General features: G+C 65.3%; 22 protein-coding genes. 10 read left to right on the top strand and 12 right to left on the bottom strand.

The features are described from left to right. The first annotated feature begins 9 nt into the window (after positions 1-9). A complete protein-coding gene (locus LH20_RS13395) occupies positions 10-690 on the top strand; it encodes a glutathione S-transferase family protein (RefSeq protein ID WP_053554632.1) in 681 nt (226 codons plus the stop codon). 6 nt (positions 691-696) lie between these two features. Here the strand turns inward: LH20_RS13395 and LH20_RS13400 are convergent, their stop codons facing one another. Then, a complete protein-coding gene (locus LH20_RS13400) occupies positions 697-1,215 on the bottom strand; it encodes a sterol desaturase family protein (protein ID WP_053554633.1) in 519 nt (172 codons plus the stop codon). A gap of 150 nt (positions 1,216-1,365) precedes the next feature. On the opposite strand from LH20_RS13400, the gene leuC reads away from it, so the two are divergent. The 5 genes from leuC (at position 1,366) to LH20_RS13425 (ending at position 5,050) form a co-directional block, all read left to right on the top strand. Then, entirely contained in the window at positions 1,366-2,796 is a 1,431-nt protein-coding gene (leuC, locus tag LH20_RS13405) for a 3-isopropylmalate dehydratase large subunit (RefSeq protein ID WP_053554634.1), read from the top strand. After that, the gene (gene leuD / locus LH20_RS13410; protein WP_053554635.1) at positions 2,793-3,383 is read left to right on the top strand and encodes a 3-isopropylmalate dehydratase small subunit; all 591 of its coding nucleotides are present in this window, start codon (positions 2,793-2,795) and stop codon (positions 3,381-3,383) included. The genes leuC and leuD overlap by 4 nt, the downstream gene beginning before the upstream one ends. 24 nt (positions 3,384-3,407) lie before the next feature. Beyond that, the gene (locus tag LH20_RS13415) at positions 3,408-4,403 is read left to right on the top strand and encodes an NADPH:quinone oxidoreductase family protein (protein WP_053554636.1); all 996 of its coding nucleotides are present in this window, start codon (positions 3,408-3,410) and stop codon (positions 4,401-4,403) included. 68 nt (positions 4,404-4,471) lie between these two features. Then, a complete protein-coding gene (locus LH20_RS13420; RefSeq protein ID WP_321164244.1) occupies positions 4,472-4,690 on the top strand; it encodes a DUF167 domain-containing protein in 219 nt (72 codons plus the stop codon). 108 nt (positions 4,691-4,798) lie between these two features. Next, entirely contained in the window at positions 4,799-5,050 is a 252-nt protein-coding gene (locus tag LH20_RS13425; protein ID WP_235526980.1) for a hypothetical protein, read from the top strand. A 94-nt stretch (positions 5,051-5,144) separates the two neighbouring features. Here the strand turns inward: LH20_RS13425 and sdhA are convergent, their stop codons facing one another. From sdhA to ald, 5 genes are all read right to left on the bottom strand, one after another. Continuing rightward, positions 5,145-6,947: a succinate dehydrogenase flavoprotein subunit gene (gene sdhA, locus LH20_RS13430; RefSeq protein WP_053554638.1), complete on the bottom strand. Its 1,803-nt coding sequence runs from the start codon at positions 6,945-6,947 to the stop codon at positions 5,145-5,147. A 1-nt stretch (position 6,948) separates the two neighbouring features. Then, positions 6,949-7,353, bottom strand: coding sequence for a succinate dehydrogenase, hydrophobic membrane anchor protein (sdhD, locus tag LH20_RS13435; RefSeq protein ID WP_053554639.1), 405 nt, complete (start codon positions 7,351-7,353; stop codon positions 6,949-6,951). Beyond that, positions 7,346-7,789 carry a succinate dehydrogenase, cytochrome b556 subunit gene (gene sdhC, locus LH20_RS13440; RefSeq protein ID WP_083455410.1) on the bottom strand — a complete coding sequence of 148 codons (444 nt, stop codon included), beginning with the start codon at positions 7,787-7,789 and terminating at the stop codon, positions 7,346-7,348. Before sdhC ends, sdhD begins: the two co-directional genes overlap by 8 nt. Before the next feature lie 130 nt (positions 7,790-7,919). Then, the gene (locus LH20_RS13445; RefSeq protein ID WP_053554641.1) at positions 7,920-8,162 is read right to left on the bottom strand and encodes a hypothetical protein; all 243 of its coding nucleotides are present in this window, start codon (positions 8,160-8,162) and stop codon (positions 7,920-7,922) included. A gap of 20 nt (positions 8,163-8,182) precedes the next feature. Beyond that, positions 8,183-9,298: an alanine dehydrogenase gene (gene ald / locus LH20_RS13450; protein ID WP_053554642.1), complete on the bottom strand. Its 1,116-nt coding sequence runs from the start codon at positions 9,296-9,298 to the stop codon at positions 8,183-8,185. A 211-nt stretch (positions 9,299-9,509) separates the two neighbouring features. Between ald and LH20_RS13455 the strand changes: the two genes are divergently transcribed. From LH20_RS13455 to LH20_RS13470, 4 genes are read left to right on the top strand one after another with little or no spacing between them, the layout of a single operon-like run. Beyond that, on the top strand, positions 9,510-10,859 hold the full coding sequence (locus tag LH20_RS13455) for a methyl-accepting chemotaxis protein (RefSeq protein WP_053554643.1): 1,350 nt from the start codon (positions 9,510-9,512) through the stop codon (positions 10,857-10,859). A gap of 50 nt (positions 10,860-10,909) precedes the next feature. Next, a complete protein-coding gene (locus tag LH20_RS13460) occupies positions 10,910-11,602 on the top strand; it encodes an SDR family NAD(P)-dependent oxidoreductase (protein WP_053554644.1) in 693 nt (230 codons plus the stop codon). Continuing rightward, entirely contained in the window at positions 11,592-12,494 is a 903-nt protein-coding gene (bla, locus tag LH20_RS13465) for a subclass B3 metallo-beta-lactamase (RefSeq protein WP_053554645.1), read from the top strand. Before LH20_RS13460 ends, bla begins: the two co-directional genes overlap by 11 nt. Then, a complete protein-coding gene (locus LH20_RS13470) occupies positions 12,491-13,462 on the top strand; it encodes a 50S ribosomal protein L11 methyltransferase (RefSeq protein ID WP_053554646.1) in 972 nt (323 codons plus the stop codon). The genes bla and LH20_RS13470 overlap by 4 nt, the downstream gene beginning before the upstream one ends. Before the next feature lie 4 nt (positions 13,463-13,466). Here the strand turns inward: LH20_RS13470 and phhA are convergent, their stop codons facing one another. The 6 genes from phhA to secA all read right to left on the bottom strand — a co-directional run bounded on the left by phhA (position 13,467) and on the right by secA (position 20,005). After that, entirely contained in the window at positions 13,467-14,339 is an 873-nt protein-coding gene (phhA, locus tag LH20_RS13475) for a phenylalanine 4-monooxygenase (RefSeq protein WP_053554647.1), read from the bottom strand. 50 nt (positions 14,340-14,389) lie between these two features. Continuing rightward, a complete protein-coding gene (locus LH20_RS13480) occupies positions 14,390-15,010 on the bottom strand; it encodes a molybdenum ABC transporter ATP-binding protein (RefSeq protein ID WP_053554648.1) in 621 nt (206 codons plus the stop codon). Then, a complete protein-coding gene (modB, locus tag LH20_RS13485; protein WP_200905382.1) occupies positions 15,000-15,695 on the bottom strand; it encodes a molybdate ABC transporter permease subunit in 696 nt (231 codons plus the stop codon). Before modB ends, LH20_RS13480 begins: the two co-directional genes overlap by 11 nt. Continuing rightward, on the bottom strand, positions 15,695-16,459 hold the full coding sequence (gene modA, locus LH20_RS13490) for a molybdate ABC transporter substrate-binding protein (RefSeq protein WP_053554650.1): 765 nt from the start codon (positions 16,457-16,459) through the stop codon (positions 15,695-15,697). The genes modB and modA overlap by 1 nt, the downstream gene beginning before the upstream one ends. Before the next feature lie 6 nt (positions 16,460-16,465). Continuing rightward, positions 16,466-17,131 carry a Crp/Fnr family transcriptional regulator gene (locus tag LH20_RS13495; protein WP_053554651.1) on the bottom strand — a complete coding sequence of 222 codons (666 nt, stop codon included), beginning with the start codon at positions 17,129-17,131 and terminating at the stop codon, positions 16,466-16,468. Between the two features lie 138 nt (positions 17,132-17,269). Next, the gene (secA, locus tag LH20_RS13500) at positions 17,270-20,005 is read right to left on the bottom strand and encodes a preprotein translocase subunit SecA (protein WP_053554652.1); all 2,736 of its coding nucleotides are present in this window, start codon (positions 20,003-20,005) and stop codon (positions 17,270-17,272) included. Between the last annotated feature and the right edge of the window lie 98 nt (positions 20,006-20,103).

The raw sequence follows: 20,103 nt of genomic DNA on the forward strand, positions 1-20,103 counted from the left end.
GGGCTTCCCATGTACGAGCTGATCACCGCCAACCGCAACTATTCGAGCTGGTCGCTGCGACCCTGGGTGCTGATGAAAGGGCTCGAAATCGCGTTCGAGGACCGGATCGAGCCTTTTACGCAGCCCGTCAACTACGACGCCTTCCGTAGCTTTTCTCCCACTGGACAAGTGCCCGCGCTGATCGACGGTGAGCGGACAATTTACGATTCGCTCGGTATCACCCTCTATCTTGCCGACCGGCACGATGGCGTTTGGCCGAGCGATCCCGACGCACGCGCTTTTGCGCAATGCGCTGTCTGCGAGATGCACAGCGGATTTGGCGCACTGAGGAACGATTGCACGATGAACGTTGGCGTTCGCGTGCAGCCCAAGCCGATGTCGGATGCACTGAAGGCCAACGTCGGGCGGATCCGCGAGATGTTCGAAGACGGACTTGCGCGTTTCGGCGGGCCGTGGCTTGCGGGCGCGACCTTCAGTGCCCTCGATGCCTTCTTTGCGCCCGTGGCTTTCCGAATCCGCACCTATGGTCTCGACGTCGGCGCCGGAGAGGCCTGGGTCACAGCGATGCTCGCCCATCCCGCGATGCAGGAGTGGGAAGCACAGGCCCTTACCGAAAGCTGGCGCGAGGAAAGCCACGAAGCCGAGTTGGCGGCAGCGGGCGTGATCACTGCGGATTACCGCAAAGCCTGACCGTCGCTATTCCGCAAGGGCCTCGCGCACGACGGCGACCCCCGCCTCACGTTGCGCCTTGAGCTCGGCCTTCAGTGCCGCGGGATCGCGCGCGAAGAGGAAGCCGAAGCTGACCCCGCCTTCCTTGCCCAAAGTCGCATGGTGGAGCTTGTGCGCTTGGACGAGCCGCTTTGCGTAGCCGCGCCGCGGCACCCAGCGAAACCAGCGCTGGTGGACGAGGCCGTCATGCGCGAGCGTGTAGAGGATGCCGTAAGAGAGAATGCCGAGCCCGATCCACGTCCCCGGCTCCCACGCACGGGCGCCCATGATCATCGGGCTGCCCAAGGCGAACATTGAAATGCTCATCGCGGCGCCCGCAAGTGCGAAGCGGTCATTCTTCTCGAGCACGCCATCGTGCGGCTCGTGGTGATCGCGGTGCCATGCCCAACCGAAGCCGTGCATGATATATTTGTGGCTCGCCCAGGCGACGCCCTCCATCGCCGCAACGCTGGCAAGAACAAGGAAAAGGATGGCGGCGGTCGACATGGCCAGAGTATAGACCGCTCCTCTTCCCGGCGCACCCTCCTTCCGCAATCCCGCGCGGCGAAATCGAAATCGCGCACGCCCCGCGACCGAAAATTTCGTTTCCTTCCGCCACTGGCTTGCATTGTTATGCAACCGGCTTAAGTGGACGGCATGACTCGGCCCCGCACTCTCTATGAAAAGATCTGGGACGCGCACGTCGTCGAACGGCGTCCCGACGGAACCTGCCTGATCTTCATCGACCGGCACCTCGTCCATGAAGTGACGAGCCCGCAGGCGTTCGCAGGCCTTCGCGCAAGCGGTCGCACGGTGCGCCGGCCCGATCTCACGCTTGCGGTGCCCGATCATAATGTGCCGACTACAGCGCGGCTCGATGCGGCGGGGAACAAGCTGCCGATCACCGATCCCGAGAGTGCAGCGCAGCTTGCAGCGCTCGAGACGAACGCGCCCGATTTCGGCATTCGCTATATCGACGCGGTCGCGCCCGAACAGGGCATCGTTCACGTGGTCGGACCCGAGCAGGGCTTTTCGCTGCCCGGCGCGACGATCGTCTGCGGCGACAGCCACACCGCCTGCCACGGCGGCATCGGCGCGCTCGCCTTCGGCATTGGAACGAGCGAGGTCGAGCATGTGCTCGCGACGCAGACGCTGCTGCTCCAGCCTGCAAAGACGATGGAAGTCCGCGTCGAGGGCGAGATCGGCCCCGGTGTCAGCGCGAAGGACATCATTCTCCACATCACCGGCACGATCGGCGCCGCAGGCGGGACAGGCCATGTCATCGAATATACGGGCAGCGCCATCCGCGCGCTGTCGATCGAGGGTCGCCTCACGATCAGCAACATGGCAATCGAGGGCGGAGCGCGCGCCGGGCTGATCGCACCCGACGAGACGACCTTCGCCTATCTCAAGGGCCGGCCCTATGCGCCGAGGGGTGCCGACTGGGACGCCGCGGTCGCCTATTGGAAAAGCCTCGCGACCGATCCCGGCGCGACCTACGACAAGGTGGTCGTGATCGACGCTGCGGACATCGCGCCGAGCGTGACATGGGGTACGAGCCCCGAGGATGTCGTGCCGATCACCGGCGTTGTCCCCGATCCTGCAAGCTTCGCCGACCCCTCCAAACAGACCGCCGCTGCCAAGAGCCTTGCCTATATGGGGCTTGAACCGGGTATGCGGATGCAGGACGTGCCGGTGGAGAATATCTTCATCGGCAGCTGCACCAACAGCCGCATCGAGGACATGCGCGCCGCCGCTGCGGTCATCAAGGGCCGCAAAAAGGCCCCGAACGTCAAATGGGCGATCGTCGTCCCCGGCTCGGGTCTCGTGAAGCGGCAGGCCGAGGCCGAAGGGCTCGACCGCATTTTCATCGAGGCGGGTCTTGAATGGCGCGAGCCAGGCTGTTCGGCGTGCCTTGCGATGAACCCCGACAAGGTGCCCACCGGTGAGCGCTGTGCATCGACGAGCAACCGCAATTTCGTCGGCCGCCAGGGGCCCGGCGCGCGTACCCACCTCGTCAGCCCCGCGATGGCCGCGGCGGCAGCGGTGACCGGCAAGCTCACTGACGTCAGGGAGTTGATGGCATGACCCCGCTGGAAAAGGTCGAGGGCCGCGCGATTCCGCTCGGACTCAAGAATGTCGACACCGACGTCATCATTCCTGCGCACTGGCTGAAGACGACGACCCGCGAGGGCATGGGACGCGGCGCGTTCGAGAGCCTTCGCGCCGACCCCGACAATCTCTTCGACCGGGCCGAATACAGGGGCGCACCGATCCTCATCGCGGGCGACAATTTCGGCTGCGGCTCGAGCCGCGAGCACGCGGCATGGGCGCTCGGCGATCTCGGCATCCGCGTCGTGATCGCGCCGAGCTATTCCGACATCTTCTCGGGCAATGCGGTCAAGAACGGCATCCTGCCGGTCGTGCTCCCGCAGGCTGCGATCGACCGATTGATGGAAGTCGCAGCGACCGATCCCATCCATGTCGATCTCGACACGCAGACCGTAACGACGCCCTTCCAGGACCGTTTCACCTTTGAAATCGACCCGTTTCGCAAGATGTGCCTGCTCGAAGGGCTCGACGAGATTTCGCTGACCGAGAAAAGCGGCGCGGCCATAGACGCCTATGAAAAGACCCTCGATGCCGAGCGGCCGTGGATGCGGCCTGCCGTCTGATAATCTGAATAAAAGGAGACGATGATGAAGGCTCTTCTGTCGACCGCGACCGGCGGCCCCGAGACGCTGACGCTCGGCGAACTGCCGCGCCCGACCGCGGGCAAGGGGCAGATCGTCATCGACGTCAAGGCCTGCGCGGTCAACTTCCCTGACGTGCTGATCATCGAGGACAAATATCAGTTTCGCCCCGAGCGCCCCTTCGCGCCGGGCGGCGAGGTGGCAGGGCTCGTCGCCGAGATCGGTGAAGGCGTCACCGAGTTCAAGGTCGGCGACCGCGTGATTGCGGGCTGCGGCAACGGCGGCATGTCGGAGGCCGTCGCCGTCGGCGTGCACAATGCCTATCACCTGCCCGAGGGCCATGATTTTGCCGAAGGCGCATCGCTCCTGATGACCTATGGCACCTCCATTCACGCGCTGGTCGATCGCGGTCATATCAAGGAGGGCGATACGCTGCTCGTTCTCGGCGCATCGGGCGGCGTCGGTATCGCGGCGGTCGAACTCGGCAAGGCGTTTGGCGCGAGGGTCGTCGCGGGCGTTTCGAGCGAGGAAAAGGCCCAGATCGCGCGCGCGGCAGGCGCCGACGAGGTGGTCGTCTATGGCCGCCAGCCGTTCGACAAGGACCAGTCGAAAGACCTTGCGAACAAGTTCAAGGAAGCGGTGGGGCCGAACGGCGCCAACCTCGTCTACGACGCCGTCGGCGGCGATTATGCCGAACCCGCACTGCGCTCGATCGCATGGGAGGGTCGCTATCTTGTCGTCGGCTTCCCCGCGGGCATCCCGCGCCTGCCGCTCAACCTGACGCTCCTCAAGAGCTGCGATGTCGCGGGTGTCTTCTGGGGCGCCTTCGTCGCGCGTGAGCCGGTGCGCAACCGCGCCAATATCGCGCGCCTGTTCCAGCTTTGGGAACAGGGCAAGATCAGCCCGCGGGTCACCGAAACCTTCGCGCTCGAGGACGGCGGGAAGGCGATCGCGAAGCTCGGCGATCGCACCGCGGTCGGCAAGCTGGTCATCACCCTCTGAAATACCGGCCCGACCCGGCGCTGACCGAGGCGCTGCGCGCACTCGCCGCATCATCGGGGAAGCTTGAACTGCGCGTCACGCCGGGCGCGAGCCGCGATGCTGTCGCCATCGCGGACGGGATTGTGCAGGTGCGCGTGACCGCCCCTCCAGCCGATGGCGCTGCAAATGAGGCGGTGCTGAAACTTCTCGCCGCAGCGCTCGGCTGCGCGCGCCGCGACCTGACGCTCCTGCGCGGAGCCACCGGGCGCACAAAGCTTGTCGGGGTCGATCTTCCGGGCGGCAATTAACGCTTTGTCAGGGGCTTTCCCCTAATGTGCGAAGTACGACAGAACCGGGCGCAAGGGTGGGATTTCATGGCGACTCGCCGTTCGATAGGGGAACCAGGTGCCGCGGGCGTGGCGAATATCTCGCGCACCCGCCGCGCGCAGCTCGTTGCCGAGTTCGAAGGCGAACTGGGCATTGATCACCAGGCACGCGCCCGCGCCGCCTATGAAGCGCGGCGCTGGCAGATCATCAAGACGGTGATCGTCTGGACGATCGCGATCATGTTCTTCCTGATCGCGTGCCAGAAATTATGGCTCATGGGCCTCGAAGTCGATCAGCCTTTTTCCGATCTCGATCCGATGAAGAGCCTTTTCGGCGATTAGCCCCACGCGCCGCGTCAAAGCCGCAAGGCTTTGCATCAGCCCGCAGCCTTCATCCCCGCATCGCCGAAAGAAGAGCCGCCCAAAAGGCGCGGGATCAGTAGACCCGCGCCTTCGGCTTGATATATTCGACGTCGTCCGAGAGCGTATATTCGTGGACCGGGCGGTAATCGAGCGTTACGCCGCCGCCCTTGCCGCCCCAGCCGTCGAACCAGCTCACCGTGTGCTTCATCCAGTTCGCATCGTCGCGGTTCGGGAAATCCTCGTGCGCGTGAGCGCCGCGGCTTTCCTTGCGGTTGAACGCCGAGTGCATCGTCACCGTCGCCTGCGCGATCAGATTGTCGAGTTCGAGCGTTTCGACAAGGTCGGTGTTCCAGATGAGGCCGCGGTCGGTGACGTGAATGTCCTCCATCCGCGCATAAGTCCTGGCGAGCTTTTCCTTGCCCTCGGCCATCAGGTCGTCGGTGCGGAACACCGCCGCGTGCTGTGACATGGCGCGCTGCATCTCGGTGCGAATCTCCGCGGTCGGCGAACCGCCATTTGCATTGCGGAAATGGTCGAGGCGGCCGAGCGCGAGGTCGGCGCTGTCCTTCGGCAGCGGCGCCTGCGCCGCGCCGGGCTTCAGCAGTTCCTTGAGGCGATGCCCGGTCGCGCGGCCGAAGACGACAAGGTCAATGAGGCTGTTCGAACCGAGGCGATTGGCGCCGTGGACCGACACGCACGCCGCCTCGCCGACGGCAAAGAGGCCGGGCACCACATGCTCGGGGTTGCCGTCCTTCAGCGTCACGACTTCGCCATGATAGTTGGTCGGGATGCCGCCCATATTGTAATGGACTGTCGGCACCACGGGGAGCGGCGCGCGGGTGAGGTCGACACCGGCGAAGATCTTGCCGCTTTCGGTGATGCCGGGCAGGCGTTCCGCCAGCACCTTGGGATCGATGTGATCGAGGTGAAGATAGATATGATCCTTGTGCGGACCGACGCCGCGGCCCTCGCGGATCTCGAGCGCCATCGAGCGCGACACGACGTCGCGTGAGGCAAGGTCCTTCGCCGACGGGGCGTAGCGTTCCATGAAGCGCTCGCCTTCGGAGTTGGTGAGGTAGCCGCCCTCTCCGCGCGCGCCCTCGGTGATGAGAACGCCCGCGCCGTAGATGCCGGTCGGGTGGAACTGAACGAACTCCATGTCCTGCAGCGGCAGCCCTGCGCGCAGCACCATGCCGCCGCCATCGCCCGTACAGGTGTGCGCCGAGGTCGCGGTAAAATAGCAGCGGCCATAGCCGCCGGTCGCAAGCACAACCGCCTGCGAACGGAAGCGGTGGATGCTGCCATCCTCGAGGCAGAGCGCGACCACGCCGCGGCACACGCCATTTTCCATGATCAGGTCGAGCGCGAAATATTCGATGAAGAAGTCCGCGTCATATTTGAGGCTCTGCTGGTAGAGCGCGTGGAGCATCGCATGCCCCGTGCGGTCGGCCGCGGCGCAGGTGCGCTGCACCGGCGGGCCTTCGCCCATATTCTGCATATGGCCGCCAAAGGGGCGCTGATAGATGGTGCCGTCCGCGTTGCGGCTGAACGGCACGCCCGCATGTTCCAGCTCGTAGACCGCCGCCGGCGCCTCGCGCACCATATATTCGATCGCGTCCTGGTCGCCGAGCCAGTCGGAGCCCTTGACGGTGTCGTACATGTGCCACTGCCAGTGATCGGGCGTGTTGTTGCAAAGGCTTGCCGCGATGCCGCCCTGGGCCGCGACCGTGTGGCTGCGGGTGGGAAACACCTTGGTAATGCAGGCGGTCTTGAAGCCAGCCTCGGCGCTGCCCATGGTGGCGCGCAGCCCTGAGCCACCCGCCCCCACGACGACGGTGTCGTAAATATGGTCGATAATCTTGTAGGCTTCACTCATCTCACATGCCCCCCGGGCCGAGCGCAGCGGGCGCCAGCGCGATGCGCACGATCGCGAAGATCCCGAAGGCCGCGCCGCCGATCGCGTAGAAATTCAAAATGACAAGCGCCAGCAATCGCGTCGCTTCGCCATGAACATAATCTTCGATCATCACCTGCAGTCCGAGGCGGAAGTGCCAGAAAACGCTTATGATGAGCAGGATCAGGCCGAGCGCGACGGTCGGGTTGGACGCCCAGCGCGCAACGGCGCCATGATCGGCGAGCGGTAGCCGAACGAGGCTGACAAAGAGCCAGGTGACGAGCAGCAGATTGCCCAGCGCGGTCAGCCGCTGTTGCAGCCAATGACCGGTCCCATGGTGCGACGAGCCGAGCCCGCGCACGCGGCCGAGACGCGTTCCGTTACCCATGAAGCGCCTCCTTCGCGATGTAGAGCCAGACCGCCGCGGTCGAAAGGATCGCGCCGACAAAGACGAGGATCGACCAGAGCCGATTGGTCTTGAGCTCGTAGCCCGCACCCGTGTCGAGAACGAGGTGGCGAATGCCCGAGAAAAGATGCTGGAAGAACGCCCAGGTCAAACCGACAAGGACGATTTTTCCAAGAATGTTGGTGACCTGATGGAAGGACCCGGCGTCCGGATCGTGCCAGACGCAGGCAACAAAGGCGGCATAGGCCTCGGGCCCCGCGGCAATCGCGCAAAGCCACCAGAGGAAAAGGAGCACCCCGGCAATCGCGAGTCCGTCGCCGGTTATGCGATGGAAGATCGAGACCGCCATCGACGGTGCCCATTTATATACTCCGAGGTGCGGAGAGAGCGGTCGCCCGCCCGGTTCCCTTTCAGCCATATCAGCCCCGTATCTTCATGACTCTATCCGGTCGATGGGGGCCGGTTAAGCCTTCCTGCCGCGATATGCAATTGCCTTGGCAGATGAAGATGAAGATTTCAGGCCGGCGGCCGAGGCAGCGCCCGAGGCGCTACCTGTTCTTGTCGCGGTTCGCGTAGAGCAGCGCCGCCAGAACGGCAGCGGATCCGATGCCGATTCCGGCGGCTGCGGTTTTCCAGCCGCGCTTCCGGTTGATCTTCGCTGCAGCCTCCTTGTCGGCGGCTTCGGCCCTGTCGGCGGCTTCCTTCTGCGCCTGGAGCTCGCGTGCGGCGCGGAGGACTTCATTCTCTTCTTCTTGGGGCGGGGGAGGATTCGGCTGGCCTTGGTCCGTCATCGGTCTTCTCTGTTCCTTGCTCAACGTAACGCCTGGTCGACAGGCACATAGTCCGTTCCGATCGCTTCGGCTACCGCCTCGAACGTCACCTTCCCATTCCAAACGTTCAAGCCCTGCGCAAGATGCGCATCGCGGCTGAGCGCTTCCTTCCAACCGAGGTCCGCGATGCGCAGCGCGTGCGGCAGCGTGACATTGTTGAGTGCATAAGTGCTCGTTCGCGCGACCGCGCCCGGCATATTGGCGACCGCATAATGGACGATGCCATCGACGACATAGGTGGGATCATCGTGCGTCGTCGCGTGGCTCGTCTCGAAGCAGCCGCCCTGGTCGATCGCAACGTCGACGAGCACCGATCCGGGGCGCATCGTCTTCAGCATGTCGCGGGTGACAAGCTTGGGCGCCTCGGCACCCGGGATCAGCACCGCGCCGATGACGAGATCAGCTTCGGCGACGCATTCGGCGAGGTTTGCGCGGTTCGAAAAGCGGGTTTTTGCCCGCGATTCGAAAAATGTGCCAACACGTTCGAGCACTTCGGGATCGCGATCGAGGATGGTGACGTCTGCGCCGAGCCCGGCTGCCATCTGCGCCGCATTGAAGCCCACGACGCCGCCGCCGATGATGCAGACTTTCCCCGGCGCTACGCCCGGGACGCCGCCGAGGAGCACCCCGCGCCCGCCATGCGCCTTTTCGAGCGCCGTCGCTCCCGCCTGGATCGACATGCGCCCTGCAACCTGGCTCATCGGCTTTAGAAGCGGCAGCCCGCCATGCGGGCTCGTGACCGTTTCATAGGCGATGCACACGGCGCCCGACCCCATCAGGTCGCGCGTCTGCTCAGGGTCGGGCGCGAGATGAAGATAGGTATAGAGGATCTGGCCGGCGCGAAGCATCGCCCGTTCCGCAGCCTGCGGCTCCTTCACCTTCACCACCATATCGGCGGAGCCGAAAATTTCCGCGCCGCTCGCGACAATTTCGGCGCCTGCATCCTCATAGGTGCGATCGCGCGCGCCGATCCCCTCGCCCGCCCCTGTTTCCACCAGCACCCGGTGACCGTGCACGACGAGCTCGCGCGCGCTTTCCGGCGTCAGCCCGACGCGATATTCGTGATTCTTGATTTCCTTGGGGGTACCGATGATCATGACCGCGTCTCCAACCGGTTTCACCTGCAACCAATAGCCGCCCTGAACCCCCGATGTATAGCGCTCACGGGCCTGCCGCGCTCACCAAATTCGCGGGCGCCGGGTTAACGCGCAATTTACCCTTATTGCAGCATATCGCGTTCACCAGTTTTTCGGACGCAAGAGGGCGGCAGCCGCCGCGCGTCGAGATCATGGCTTCGGGGGACGGGAAATGGTGAAGGAAAATCCGATTCATAAGCAGCAGATTGATCCGGTGCTGATGGCCGATCGCTTTTTCTATTACGACCTCGACGGCCGCCTCGTCGCTGACGCTGCGGATATTGCCGCGATCGTGGCGGGCCATGAGGAAGAATTGGGGCGCGCCTATTGGAACGCCTTCAACGCGCTGCCCCATATCCGCAAGGTCGAGGGCGAGCTTCTTGAAACCTATGTGCGCGGCAGCGCACGGCATATGCTCATCAAATATTCCGATCCCGCGGGCCAGGAATCGGCGACGATCGCCTGCCAGAACACGCATATGGCGCGGCGCGTCAATGTTCCCCTCGCCTCGGTGCTGTCGTGCCTTGGCGAATGCCACCGCCTCACCATCGAGCATGTCGTCCGGGCCTGCGACGGCGACGCCGAGCGCATCGTCCGGCTGACGAGCGCGGTCAACCGCCTCGCCCTGCTCGAGATCGACATCATGCAGACCTATGCCGAGAAATTGGAGCGCGCCGCGGTCTCGAGCGAGCGGCAGGCGCTCGCGGGCGATTTCGACCGCTCGATCGCGACGCTCGTCCAGGACACCGACGGGGTGCGCCAGCAACTTGCTATCCAGGCCGAATCGGCCGACCTTGCCGCCAAGGGCATGATCGCAAAGACCAGCGAGGTCGCCGCGGCCTCCGAGCAGTCGGCAATCGCGATGCGCGAAGCCGCGTCGACTGCCGCAGGCCTGATCCGCGCGATCGAGGACGCACGCAGCGAAGTCGAGGCCTCGGCCGCGGTCGCAACGCGCGCCTCTGAACAGGCGGGCGAAGCGGTGGCGATGTCCGAAGCGCTGTCGCGCCACGCCGAATCGATCGAGTCGATCCTCGGGCTGATCCGCGAGATCGCCGGCCAGACCAACCTACTCGCCCTCAACGCGACGATCGAGGCGGCGCGTGCGGGCGAATCGGGCCGCGGCTTTGCGGTGGTTGCGCAGGAGGTGAAGAGCCTCGCCAATGAAACCGCGCGCGCGACCGACGATATTGCGGGCAAGATTACCGCGATCCAGCAGGCAACGAAGGGCGCGGTGAGCGCCAACCAGTCGATCCAGGCGACGATCGTCGAGGTCCAGCAGTCGGCCGAGCGGATCCGCGACGCGATGGATGCGCAGGCGCAGACCGTCACCTCGATCACCGCCGCGGTCGACGAAACCGCGCTTGCCGCCGACTCCATGTCGTCAACGATCGCGAGCATTCGCAACGATTCAGGGATAGTCGCGGGCGAGATCAGCGTGCTGAGCGAAAAATTCGCCAAGATGGGCGAGCGGCTCCAGTCGCTCGAACAGGCAGCGAGCGAGTTCAGCCGCCGGGTCGCCTAGCGCGACTTACGCCCTTGGCACGGCGCCCCCCCCACCGCTAAACGCGGCGGATGAGCAGGCATATCCTCATCACGGGCGCGAGCCGCGGCATCGGTGCCGCGATCGCGGCGGCGCTTCAATCCCCCGATCACCGGGTCGTCGCGCTTTCGAGCGCCGATGGCGACCTTGCCGACCCTGCCGTGCCGCCCCGACTCTGGAACGCGAGCCTCGACCGGCTCGGCGGCCGCATCGATGTGCTGATCAACAACGCCGGGGTGTTCGAGGCAAATCCGATCGACCAGAGCGACGCCGATTGGCTTGCGGGATGGAACCGCACGCTTGAGATCAACCTCACCGCAAGCGCCCAGCTTTGCCGTCTCGCCGTGCAGCATTGGCTGGAGGGCTGTGAGGGCGGACGCCTCGTCAACATTGCAAGCCGCGCCGCGCACCGCGGCGACAGCCCTGCACACTGGCACTATGCAGCGTCGAAGGCGGGGATGGTCGCCATGACCAAGACGATCGCGCGCGGCTATGCCCGCGACAATATTCTTGCCTTTGCGATCTGCCCGGGCTTCACCATGACCGGCATGGCCGATGACTATCTCGCGAGCCGCGGCGGCGACAAATTGCTCGCCGATATCCCGCTCGGCCGGGTCGCCGAGCCGGAGGAAGTCGCAGAGATGGCCCGGTGGTGCGCCCTTCAAGCCCCGCCGTCGATGACCGGCGCCGTGCTCGATGTGAACGGGGCAAGCTATGTCCGCTAAGCCGCTTCTCCTCGCCGCGCTGCTGCTCGCAGGCTGCACGGCGCCCACTGGAGAAGTCTCCTTCCCGTCCTCTGCTGCCACGGGCAAGGCGCTCGCCGCCGCGTGCGAGGGCCGCGAGGGCTGGAGCGACCCCGCGCCGCCCGCGAAAATTTTCGGCAACAGCTATTATGTCGGCACCTGCGGCATTTCCGCGGTGCTGATCGACGCGCCGGGCGGTCTTGTGCTCATCGACGCGGCGACAGAGACGGCCGCACCCCAGATTCTCGCCAATATCCGTGCGCTGGGTTTTGACCCCCACAATGTCCGCATTCTGCTCGCGAGCCACGAGCATCTCGACCATGTGGGCGGTCTTCGGGCGCTGCAGGACGCCACCGGCGCCCAGGTTTTTGCGCGCCGCGAAGCCATCGAGGCCCTGACGAGCGGCGAGCCCGGGCCACGCGATCCGCAGCGCGGCGCGATCCCCCCTTTTCGCGGCGTGGCCGTGTCTGGGGAACTTCAGGACGGCGAAACGCTGCCGATTGCAGGGCTTGAACTCACGCTTCGCGCAACGCCCGGCCACACGCCGGGGAGCACCAGCTGGACATGGAAGTCGTGCGAAGGTGCCGACTGCCGGACCATTGCCTATATCGACAGCCTGAGCGCCGTGTCGGCCGATGATTACCGCTTCACCGATCACCCCGATTATGTCGCCATGCTGCGCGCTACCTTCGCAAAGCTGTCCGCATTTCCCTGCGACATACTGGTCACCCCGCATCCTGCCGCAAGCAACCTGTTCGCGCGTCTCTCGGGCGCCGCTGCGCTCGAGGATAGGGACGCCTGCCGCCTCTATGCCTCGGGGGCCGCTGAGCGCCTCGACGTGCGCCTTGCCAAGGAGGCTGAAGACAAATCATGAGCTGGCTCGTCTCGCTCCCCTGCACCCGCGATGAGGCCGAAGCGCTCTCGGGAGAAGTGCCTTCGCTCGACGCGCTTCCCGATGCGCCCGTTGTGGCAACACGCGAAGTCGACGAAGCAGCGGGCCAGTGGCAGCTCGATGCCTATGTCGAGGCGCCGCCCAGTGCTGCCCTCCTCGAAACCTTGCACGCGCTGATCCCGAGCGCCAAGGGCGCCGTGCCGACGGTCGAGGAGCTGCCCGAAGAAGATTGGGTGACGCTGAGCCAGCAGGGACTCCAGCCCGTCCAGGCCGGCCGTTTCTTCGTCCATACGAGCAGCCATGCCGGCCATGTGCCGCCCGGCGCGGTAGCGTTTCAGATCGACGCGAGCCAGGCCTTCGGTACAGGCGGACACGACACCACCGCGGGGTGCCTTGCGATGCTCGATCGGCTGGCGCGCCGAGGCGCCGCGCCGCGCAACATCGCCGATATCGGCACCGGCACGGGGCTCCTCGCCTTCGCGGCCGTGCGCTTGTGGCCCCGCGCGCGCGTGATTGCCTCCGACATCGACCCCGCGAGCATTTTCGTCACGCGGGACAATGCCGTGATCAACGCCGTGCCGCTCGGCCGCGGCGGCGGGCAACTCGCACTCGCGGTTGCAGCGGGAACCGATCATCCCGCGATCCGCCACCGCGCGCCCTACGATCTCGTCGTCGCCAATATTCTCGCTGGACCGCTGATCACCCTCGCCCCCGACATCGCCGCGGCCACCGCCCCGGGCGGCCATGCCATTCTTGCCGGACTGATCGCGCGCCAGATGGAGGCGGTGCTCGCCGCCTATCGCGCGCAGGGCTTCCGCCTCGCAGCGCGCGGGGGAAGTGCCGAATGGCCATGCCTGCTCCTCGTCAAGCGCCGGCGCTATGGTTTTCGGCGCAAGGAACGCGCCTTCCACCGGTCGGACCCGGCGGACGCCAGTTTCGGGAGCTGGTAGGCGCTTACGAGCTCTTGGCGAGCGCATAATCCTGCGTACCGCGCGTGATCACCTCGTCGCCGGGCAGGATGTCGGCGATCGGGATCGGCGGCAACGCGGCGTTCGAAGCGTAAAGCGGCGCAAAGTCGGTATTGACCGTCACATCGAGGAGCTGGTCGAGGCTGTCGATGACAAAATAATTCTGCTGGAAATCGTCGATCCGATAGTCGGTGCGCATCACGCGCGCGAGATCGAAGCCGATGCGGTTCGGGCTGTGTGAATCGAGCGCAAACACGCTCTCGGCATAGGAAGACACGATGCCCGCGCCATAGATGCGCAGACCCCCCGCTTCCCGGATCAGGCCGAATTCGACCGTGTACCAGTAGAGCCGGGCGAGCTGTTTGAGCGCATCAAATTTCTGGCTGCGAAGCCCGCCCTCGCCATAGGCCTGCATATAATCGGCAAACACGGGGTCGGCGAGCATCGGGACATGGCCGAAGACGTCGTGGAAGACGTCGGGTTCCTGCAGATAGTCAAGCTGCTCGGGCGTGCGGATGAAATTGCCTGCCGGAAAGCGCCGGTTGGCGAGATGATCGAAAAAGACATCGTCGGGGACGAGGCCCGGCACTGCGACGACCTGCCAACCCGTCGCCGCCATCAAGCGCGAATTGAGCTCGCGATAATCCGGAATGCCGGGCTTTTCGAGCTTGAGCACGTCGATACCGCGCAAAAAGGCTTCCGAGGCACGGCCGGGAAGCATCGCCGACTGGCGCGTAAAAAGGCGGTCCCACATCGCATGCTCGGCGGCGGTGAACGCCTCCCAGTTCTGCGCAATCGTCCAGTCGGGCGCGGCGCCCGGCGGCGGCGTGTTGTGGACATGGGTGTCGGGATTCGTCATGCGCAACGCGCTACCATAAAACTGGTTTCAAGTGAAACTTTAAGTCGGTCTCAGCCATCGAGCGCGATCACTTTGGTCGCGAGCCGATCGACCTCGTCGCGGTCGTGGCTCACGTAGAGAATCGGAAGCTTCAGTTCATCGCGGATGCGCTCGATCACCGTCATGATATCGCCGCGCCGCGCGGCATCGAGCGAAGAAAGCGGCTCGTCCATCAGCAGGATTTCGGGTCCGGCAAGCAGCGCGCGGCCGATCGCGATGCGCTGCGCCTCGCCCCCCGAGAGGCTCCCTGGCCAGCGATCGAGCAGATGGCCGATGCCGAGGAAGGACGTCGCCTCTTCAAGGGTCATCCAGCGGCTCGTCGGCGGTGCAATCCTCTGCCCGTAAAGGAGATTGGCCCGCACCCGCCGGTGCGGGAAAAGACGCCCGTCCTGAAAGACGTAGCCGACCCGCCGAGCCTCGGGAGGCAGGTCGATGCCATCTCCAAAGAGCGTGCGCGCGCCGATGCGGATATGTCCGCGATCGGGCCGCAACAGTCCCGCGACCATATCGAGAAGGCTGGTCTTGCCGGCACCCGAGGGGCCAAAGAGGGCGGTAAGCCCCGGCCCCGCTGTAAAGCGCGCGGAAATCAGCCGCTCGCCGCGCCGCTTCGCAACGTCGATATCAATCGTCATGCTGCTGTCTTCCCGCGGGCGTGCGCCGAGCGAGCCATTCCGAAAGGACCACGGCCCCGAGCGACAGCGCGACCGAAAAGAGCGCAAGCCTGGTCACCATCGTCTCGGACCCCGGGATCTGAAGCGCCGAATAGATGGCGAGCGGGAGCGTGCGCGTCTCGCCCGGAATGTTCGACACGAAGCTGATCGTCGCGCCAAACTCGCCGATCGAGCGCGCAAAGCCGAGCACGAGCGCGGCGAGCACGCCGGGAAAGGCAAGCGGGAGGCTGATCGTCCAGAAAGCATGCCAGGAGCTTGCCCCGAGCGTCCGCGCCGCCCCTTCAAACCGCCGGTCCACCGCCTCGATCGAAAGGCGCATCGCGCGCACCATCAGCGGCAGCGCCATGATCGCCGCCGCGAGCGCCGCGCCAGTCCAGCGGAACATCAGGCTCAGGCCGAACCAGCTTTCAAGCCAGCGTCCCGCCGGACCCAGCGGTCCGAAAGCGAGCAGCAGCAGCCAGCCCGTGACGACCGGCGGCAGGACGAGCGGCAGATGGACGAGGCCATCGAGCAGGAGGCGCCCCGGAAAGCGGTAGCGCGCAAGCACCCAGGCGAGCGCAAACGCCAGGGGCAGCGCTGCGAGCACCGCGGCGCCGCCGACCTTCAGCGACAGCGCAACAATGCTCCATTCGGCCGACGTGAGCATCAGGGCGCCGAAAAGCCGTGGCGCGCGAAGATCGCGCGCGCCTGCCGCGAGAGGAGGAAGGAGCGAAATGCGGCTGCATCCCTATGCCGCGACGCCTTAAGCACGGCGATCGGATAGCGTATGGGCGCGTGGCTCGAGGTCGGAAAGACGCCCACGACGCGAACGGCGCGCGACGCCTTCGCGTCGGTTTCATAAACGATGCCAAGCGGCGCGGCCCCCCGCTCGACCAGCGCCATCGCGGCGCGGACATTCTCAGCCGGGGCCAGCCGCCCTGCGAGCGCGCTCCAAACGCCAAGCGAAGTCAGCGCAGCCTTTGCATATTTGCCCGCCGGCACCGCATCGGGATCGGCAAGAGCAAGCCGCCCGCCGCCAAGCACGCGGGCGAGCGGAAAACCCTGCGCGACCTTCAGCCGCACCTTGCTCGCCGCGGGCGCGATCAGCACGAGCCGGTTACCGAGCAGGGCCGCGCGGCTTCCGGCCCGCAGGCGCCCCGCCGCCCCGACCCTGTCCATCCAGGGCTCGTCGGCAGAGAGGAAAAGGTCTGCAGGCGCGCCCGCGATGATCTGCCGGGCGAGAGCAGATGAGGCGGCAAAGGAGAGCACGGGCCGAGCGTGACCCTCCGCCGCCCAGGCGTCGGCGACTTCGCTCAAGGATTCCTGGAGGCTCGCTGCGGCGAGCACCAATGGTCCGCGTTCGGCGGCACTCACAGCCGGCGCGAGAAAGAGCGCGGCAAGGAAAAGACCAAGGGAGCGGACAAACGCCATATCGTCTCAACTATACCGAGCGCCGCTGCGCTGCGAAAGCGAGGTGGCGACACGGATGCGGCCATAGCCCGGCTCGACCAGCCCGCGCGCAGTGAGCTCGCGAAGCGCTGCCCCGAGGGTCACACGCGAGACCCCGAGGAGATCCGCGAGCTGCTGCTGCGTTGCGCGGACCGTGCTGCGATCGGGCGCGTCTGCCGCCATCGCAGCGAGCAGCTGCACAAGCCGGTCGGCGGTGGGCAGACGCCGCTCGGCGTCGATGATGTCGAGCGTGACAGCAAGCTGGCGCGACAGGCTGCGAAGCAGGAGTTCGGCCCAGCCGATATCCTCCGCCATCAGCCGGCGCAGCAGCGGCCGGTCGATCGCGATCAGCCTCGCAGGTCCGCTCGCGATCGCGTCGACCTGGCGGGGTACGCCGGCAAAAAAGGCAAGTTCGCCGAACATGTCGCCCGGCCCCAGCACGGCAAAGGCGGTGAAGCGTCCGTCCTCGGCATGACGGCCGGCAAGGACATGCCCCTCGCAGACCACCCAGAACGTGTCGCCAGGGTCGCCCTGGTGCTGCACGAACTGCCCATCGGCGATGCTGCGCACCGGCGCGATTGCTGCAAGCCGCTCGCGCTCGGCGCGCGCAAGCCCGGTCCGCTCGGCAAGCGCAAAGTGATAACTTCTTTGCATTCCGCTGCTGGAACTGGGCCAGCAAGCGACAAAAGGCAAGCCGCCGGAACCGGTGGACGGCCCGGCGCACATGTCGCCGTCAGCGGGGGTCTTGCGGCCGAGCCCTCTCCCGCCCGCGACCCGGGCGGGAAAGGCGTGTCACAAGGCCCCGTGGCAATGCTTGTATTTGCGTCCCGAACCGCAAGGGCATGGCGCGTTGCGGCTGATATCGAGGCCGGCGTAGGGATTCTCGCCCTCGGGCATATCGGGACGCGGCGCCTGCATCGGAGGCAGCGTGTTCGCGATCACCCCGAGGTCGCCGCCATCGATATCGGCGCTGTTGTCCTCGCCGGTGAAGGGATCGATGTGGGTGGTGAGAAAGTCGGGCAGTTCCGGGAGCGGCATCGGCTCGGGTTCCTGGAACTGGAAGTCGATCCGCGCGACCGTGCGCGTCACATCCTCGCGAATATTCTGCAGCATCCGCTCGAACAGCGCGAAGGCCTCGGCCTTATATTCGTTGATCGGCTGCTTCTGCGCGTAGGCACGCAGGAACACGACCTGACGCAGCGCATCGAGGGTGGAAAGATGCTCCTTCCAATGATGGTCGAGCGTCTGGAGCAAAATCGATTTTTCGATTCCGCGCCACGTATCGGGGTCGACCTGCGCGGCCTTCTCGGCCGCCGCGGCATCGGCCATCTCCTGGATACGCTCCTCGAAGACTTCCGGATCGACTGCATCCTCCTCCATCCACGCATCGATCGGCGGCGTGAGGTCGAGAATATCGGCGACGCGCGCCTTCATGCTCTCGATGTCCCACTGCTCGGGATAGCTTCCGGGCGGGCAGGCGTCGGCGACGATCGAATTGACCGTTTCGGCGCGCATCGCTGCCATCGCATCGTCGACGGTCTCGCTGTCGATGATTTCGCCGCGCTGTTCGTAGATGACCTTGCGCTGATCGTTCATGACATTGTCATATTCGACGACCTGCTTGCGGATGTCGTAGTTGCGCGCCTCAACCTTCTTCTGCGCGGTCTCGATGGCCTTCGAGAGCCATTTCGAGCCGATCGCCTCGCCGTCCTCGAGATTCTTGTTCATCATCTTCGCGAACAAGGTGTCGGGACCGAAGATGCGCAGCAGATCGTCGTCGAGGCAGAGGTAGAATTTCGAAAGACCCGGGTCGCCCTGACGTCCCGACCGGCCGCGCAGCTGATTGTCGATGCGCCGGCTTTCGTGGCGTTCGGTCGCGAGCACGAACAGGCCGCCCGCTGCGCGGACCGCCTCGCGCTCGGCCGCCACCTCCTCATGGATGCGCGCGATCGCCGCATCGCGTTCGGGCCCCTCGGGCAGGTCCTTCAGCTCATCCTCGATGCGGAATTCTTCGCTGCCGCCGAGTTTGATGTCGGTGCCGCGGCCCGCCATGTTGGTCGCGATCGTCACCGCGCCGAGCCGGCCCGCCTGCGCCACGATATGCGCCTCGCTTTCGTGGAAGCGCGCGTTGAGGACGCTGTGCGCGACGCCTTCCCTTTCCAGATAGGAGGAAAGCAGCTCGGACTTCTCGATCGACACCGTGCCGACGAGTACCGGCTGGCCGCGCTCCTGCGCCTCGCGGATCGTCCGCGCGATGGCGCCGAACTTGTCTGTGATATTCTTGTAGAACTCATCTTCCTCGTCGCGCCGCGCGATCGGGCGGTTGGTCGGGATGGTGACGACGTTCATCTTGTAGATTTCGAAAAATTCGGCCGCCTCGGTCGCGGCGGTGCCGGTCATGCCCGAGAGCTTGGGGTACATGCGGAAATAATTCTGGAAGGTGATCGAGGCGAGCGTCTGGTTCTCGGGCTCGATCTGAACGCCCTCCTTGGCCTCGACCGCCTGGTGCAAGCCGTCGGACCAGCGGCGCCCTTCCATCATGCGGCCGGTGAACTCGTCGATGATCACGACCTTGCCGTCTTTCACGATATAGTCGGTATCGAGCTTGAACATCACGATCGCCTTCAGCGCCTGGTTGACGTGATGGACGATCTGGGTGTTCTCGATATCGTAAAGGTTGCTGCCCTGGAGGAGCCCGGCCGCCTCGAGCAGCCGCTCGACATGCTCGGTGCCTTCTTCGGTGAGGCTGATCGACTTGGTTTTCTCGTCCTTCTCATAATCATCTTCGCCGAGCTGGTTCACCACCTCGTTGACGCGAATGTAGAGCTCGGACTTGTCGTCGGTCGGACCCGAGATAATGAGCGGCGTGCGTGCCTCGTCGATCAGGATCGAGTCGACTTCGTCGACGATGCCGAAGTTGAAGGGGCGGTGGACCATTTGCGACCGCTCGAACTTCATGTTGTCGCGAAGATAGTCGAAGCCGAGCTCGTTGTTGGTCGCGTAGGTAATGTCGCTGTTATACGCCTCGCGCCGCTGCGCTTCGTTGAGATTGGGGACGATGACGCCGGTCGTCAGGCCGAGAAAGCCGTAAACGGCACCCATCCACTCTGCGTCGCGGCGGGCGAGATAGTCGTTGACGGTGACAACGTGGACGCCCTTGCCCTCGAGCGCGTTCAGATAGCAGGGCAGCGTCGCCATCAGCGTCTTGCCCTCGCCCGTCGCCATCTCGGCAATCTCGCCGCGGTGAAGGACGATGCCACCGATCATCTGCACGTCAAAATGCCGCATGCCGAGCGTGCGCTTCGAGGCTTCGCGGACCGTCGCAAAGGCTTCGGGCAGAATGTCGTCGAGCGTTTCGCCCGCCGCCAGCCGCTCGCGGAATTTCGGGGTCTGCGCCTGCAGCGCAGCGTCGTCGAGCGCCTCCATCTGTGGCTCGAACGCATTGATCTTGTCGACGATCTTGCGGATCGAGGCGACATAACGGTCGTTGGACGAGCCGAAGAGGCTCTTGGCAATGCTGCCGAACATGCTGGATTTCCTTGGATTATCGCTGGGGAAGCGGCAACGCGGTGCGTCGCCCGTTCGCCGCGGGAGCGGCGTGAGAAAGAGTCAGGCGGATTGCCCGA

The sequence above is a fragment of the Sphingopyxis sp. 113P3 genome, assembly GCF_001278035.1.
In the GTDB taxonomy this organism is placed as follows: Bacteria; Pseudomonadota; Alphaproteobacteria; order Sphingomonadales; family Sphingomonadaceae; genus Sphingopyxis.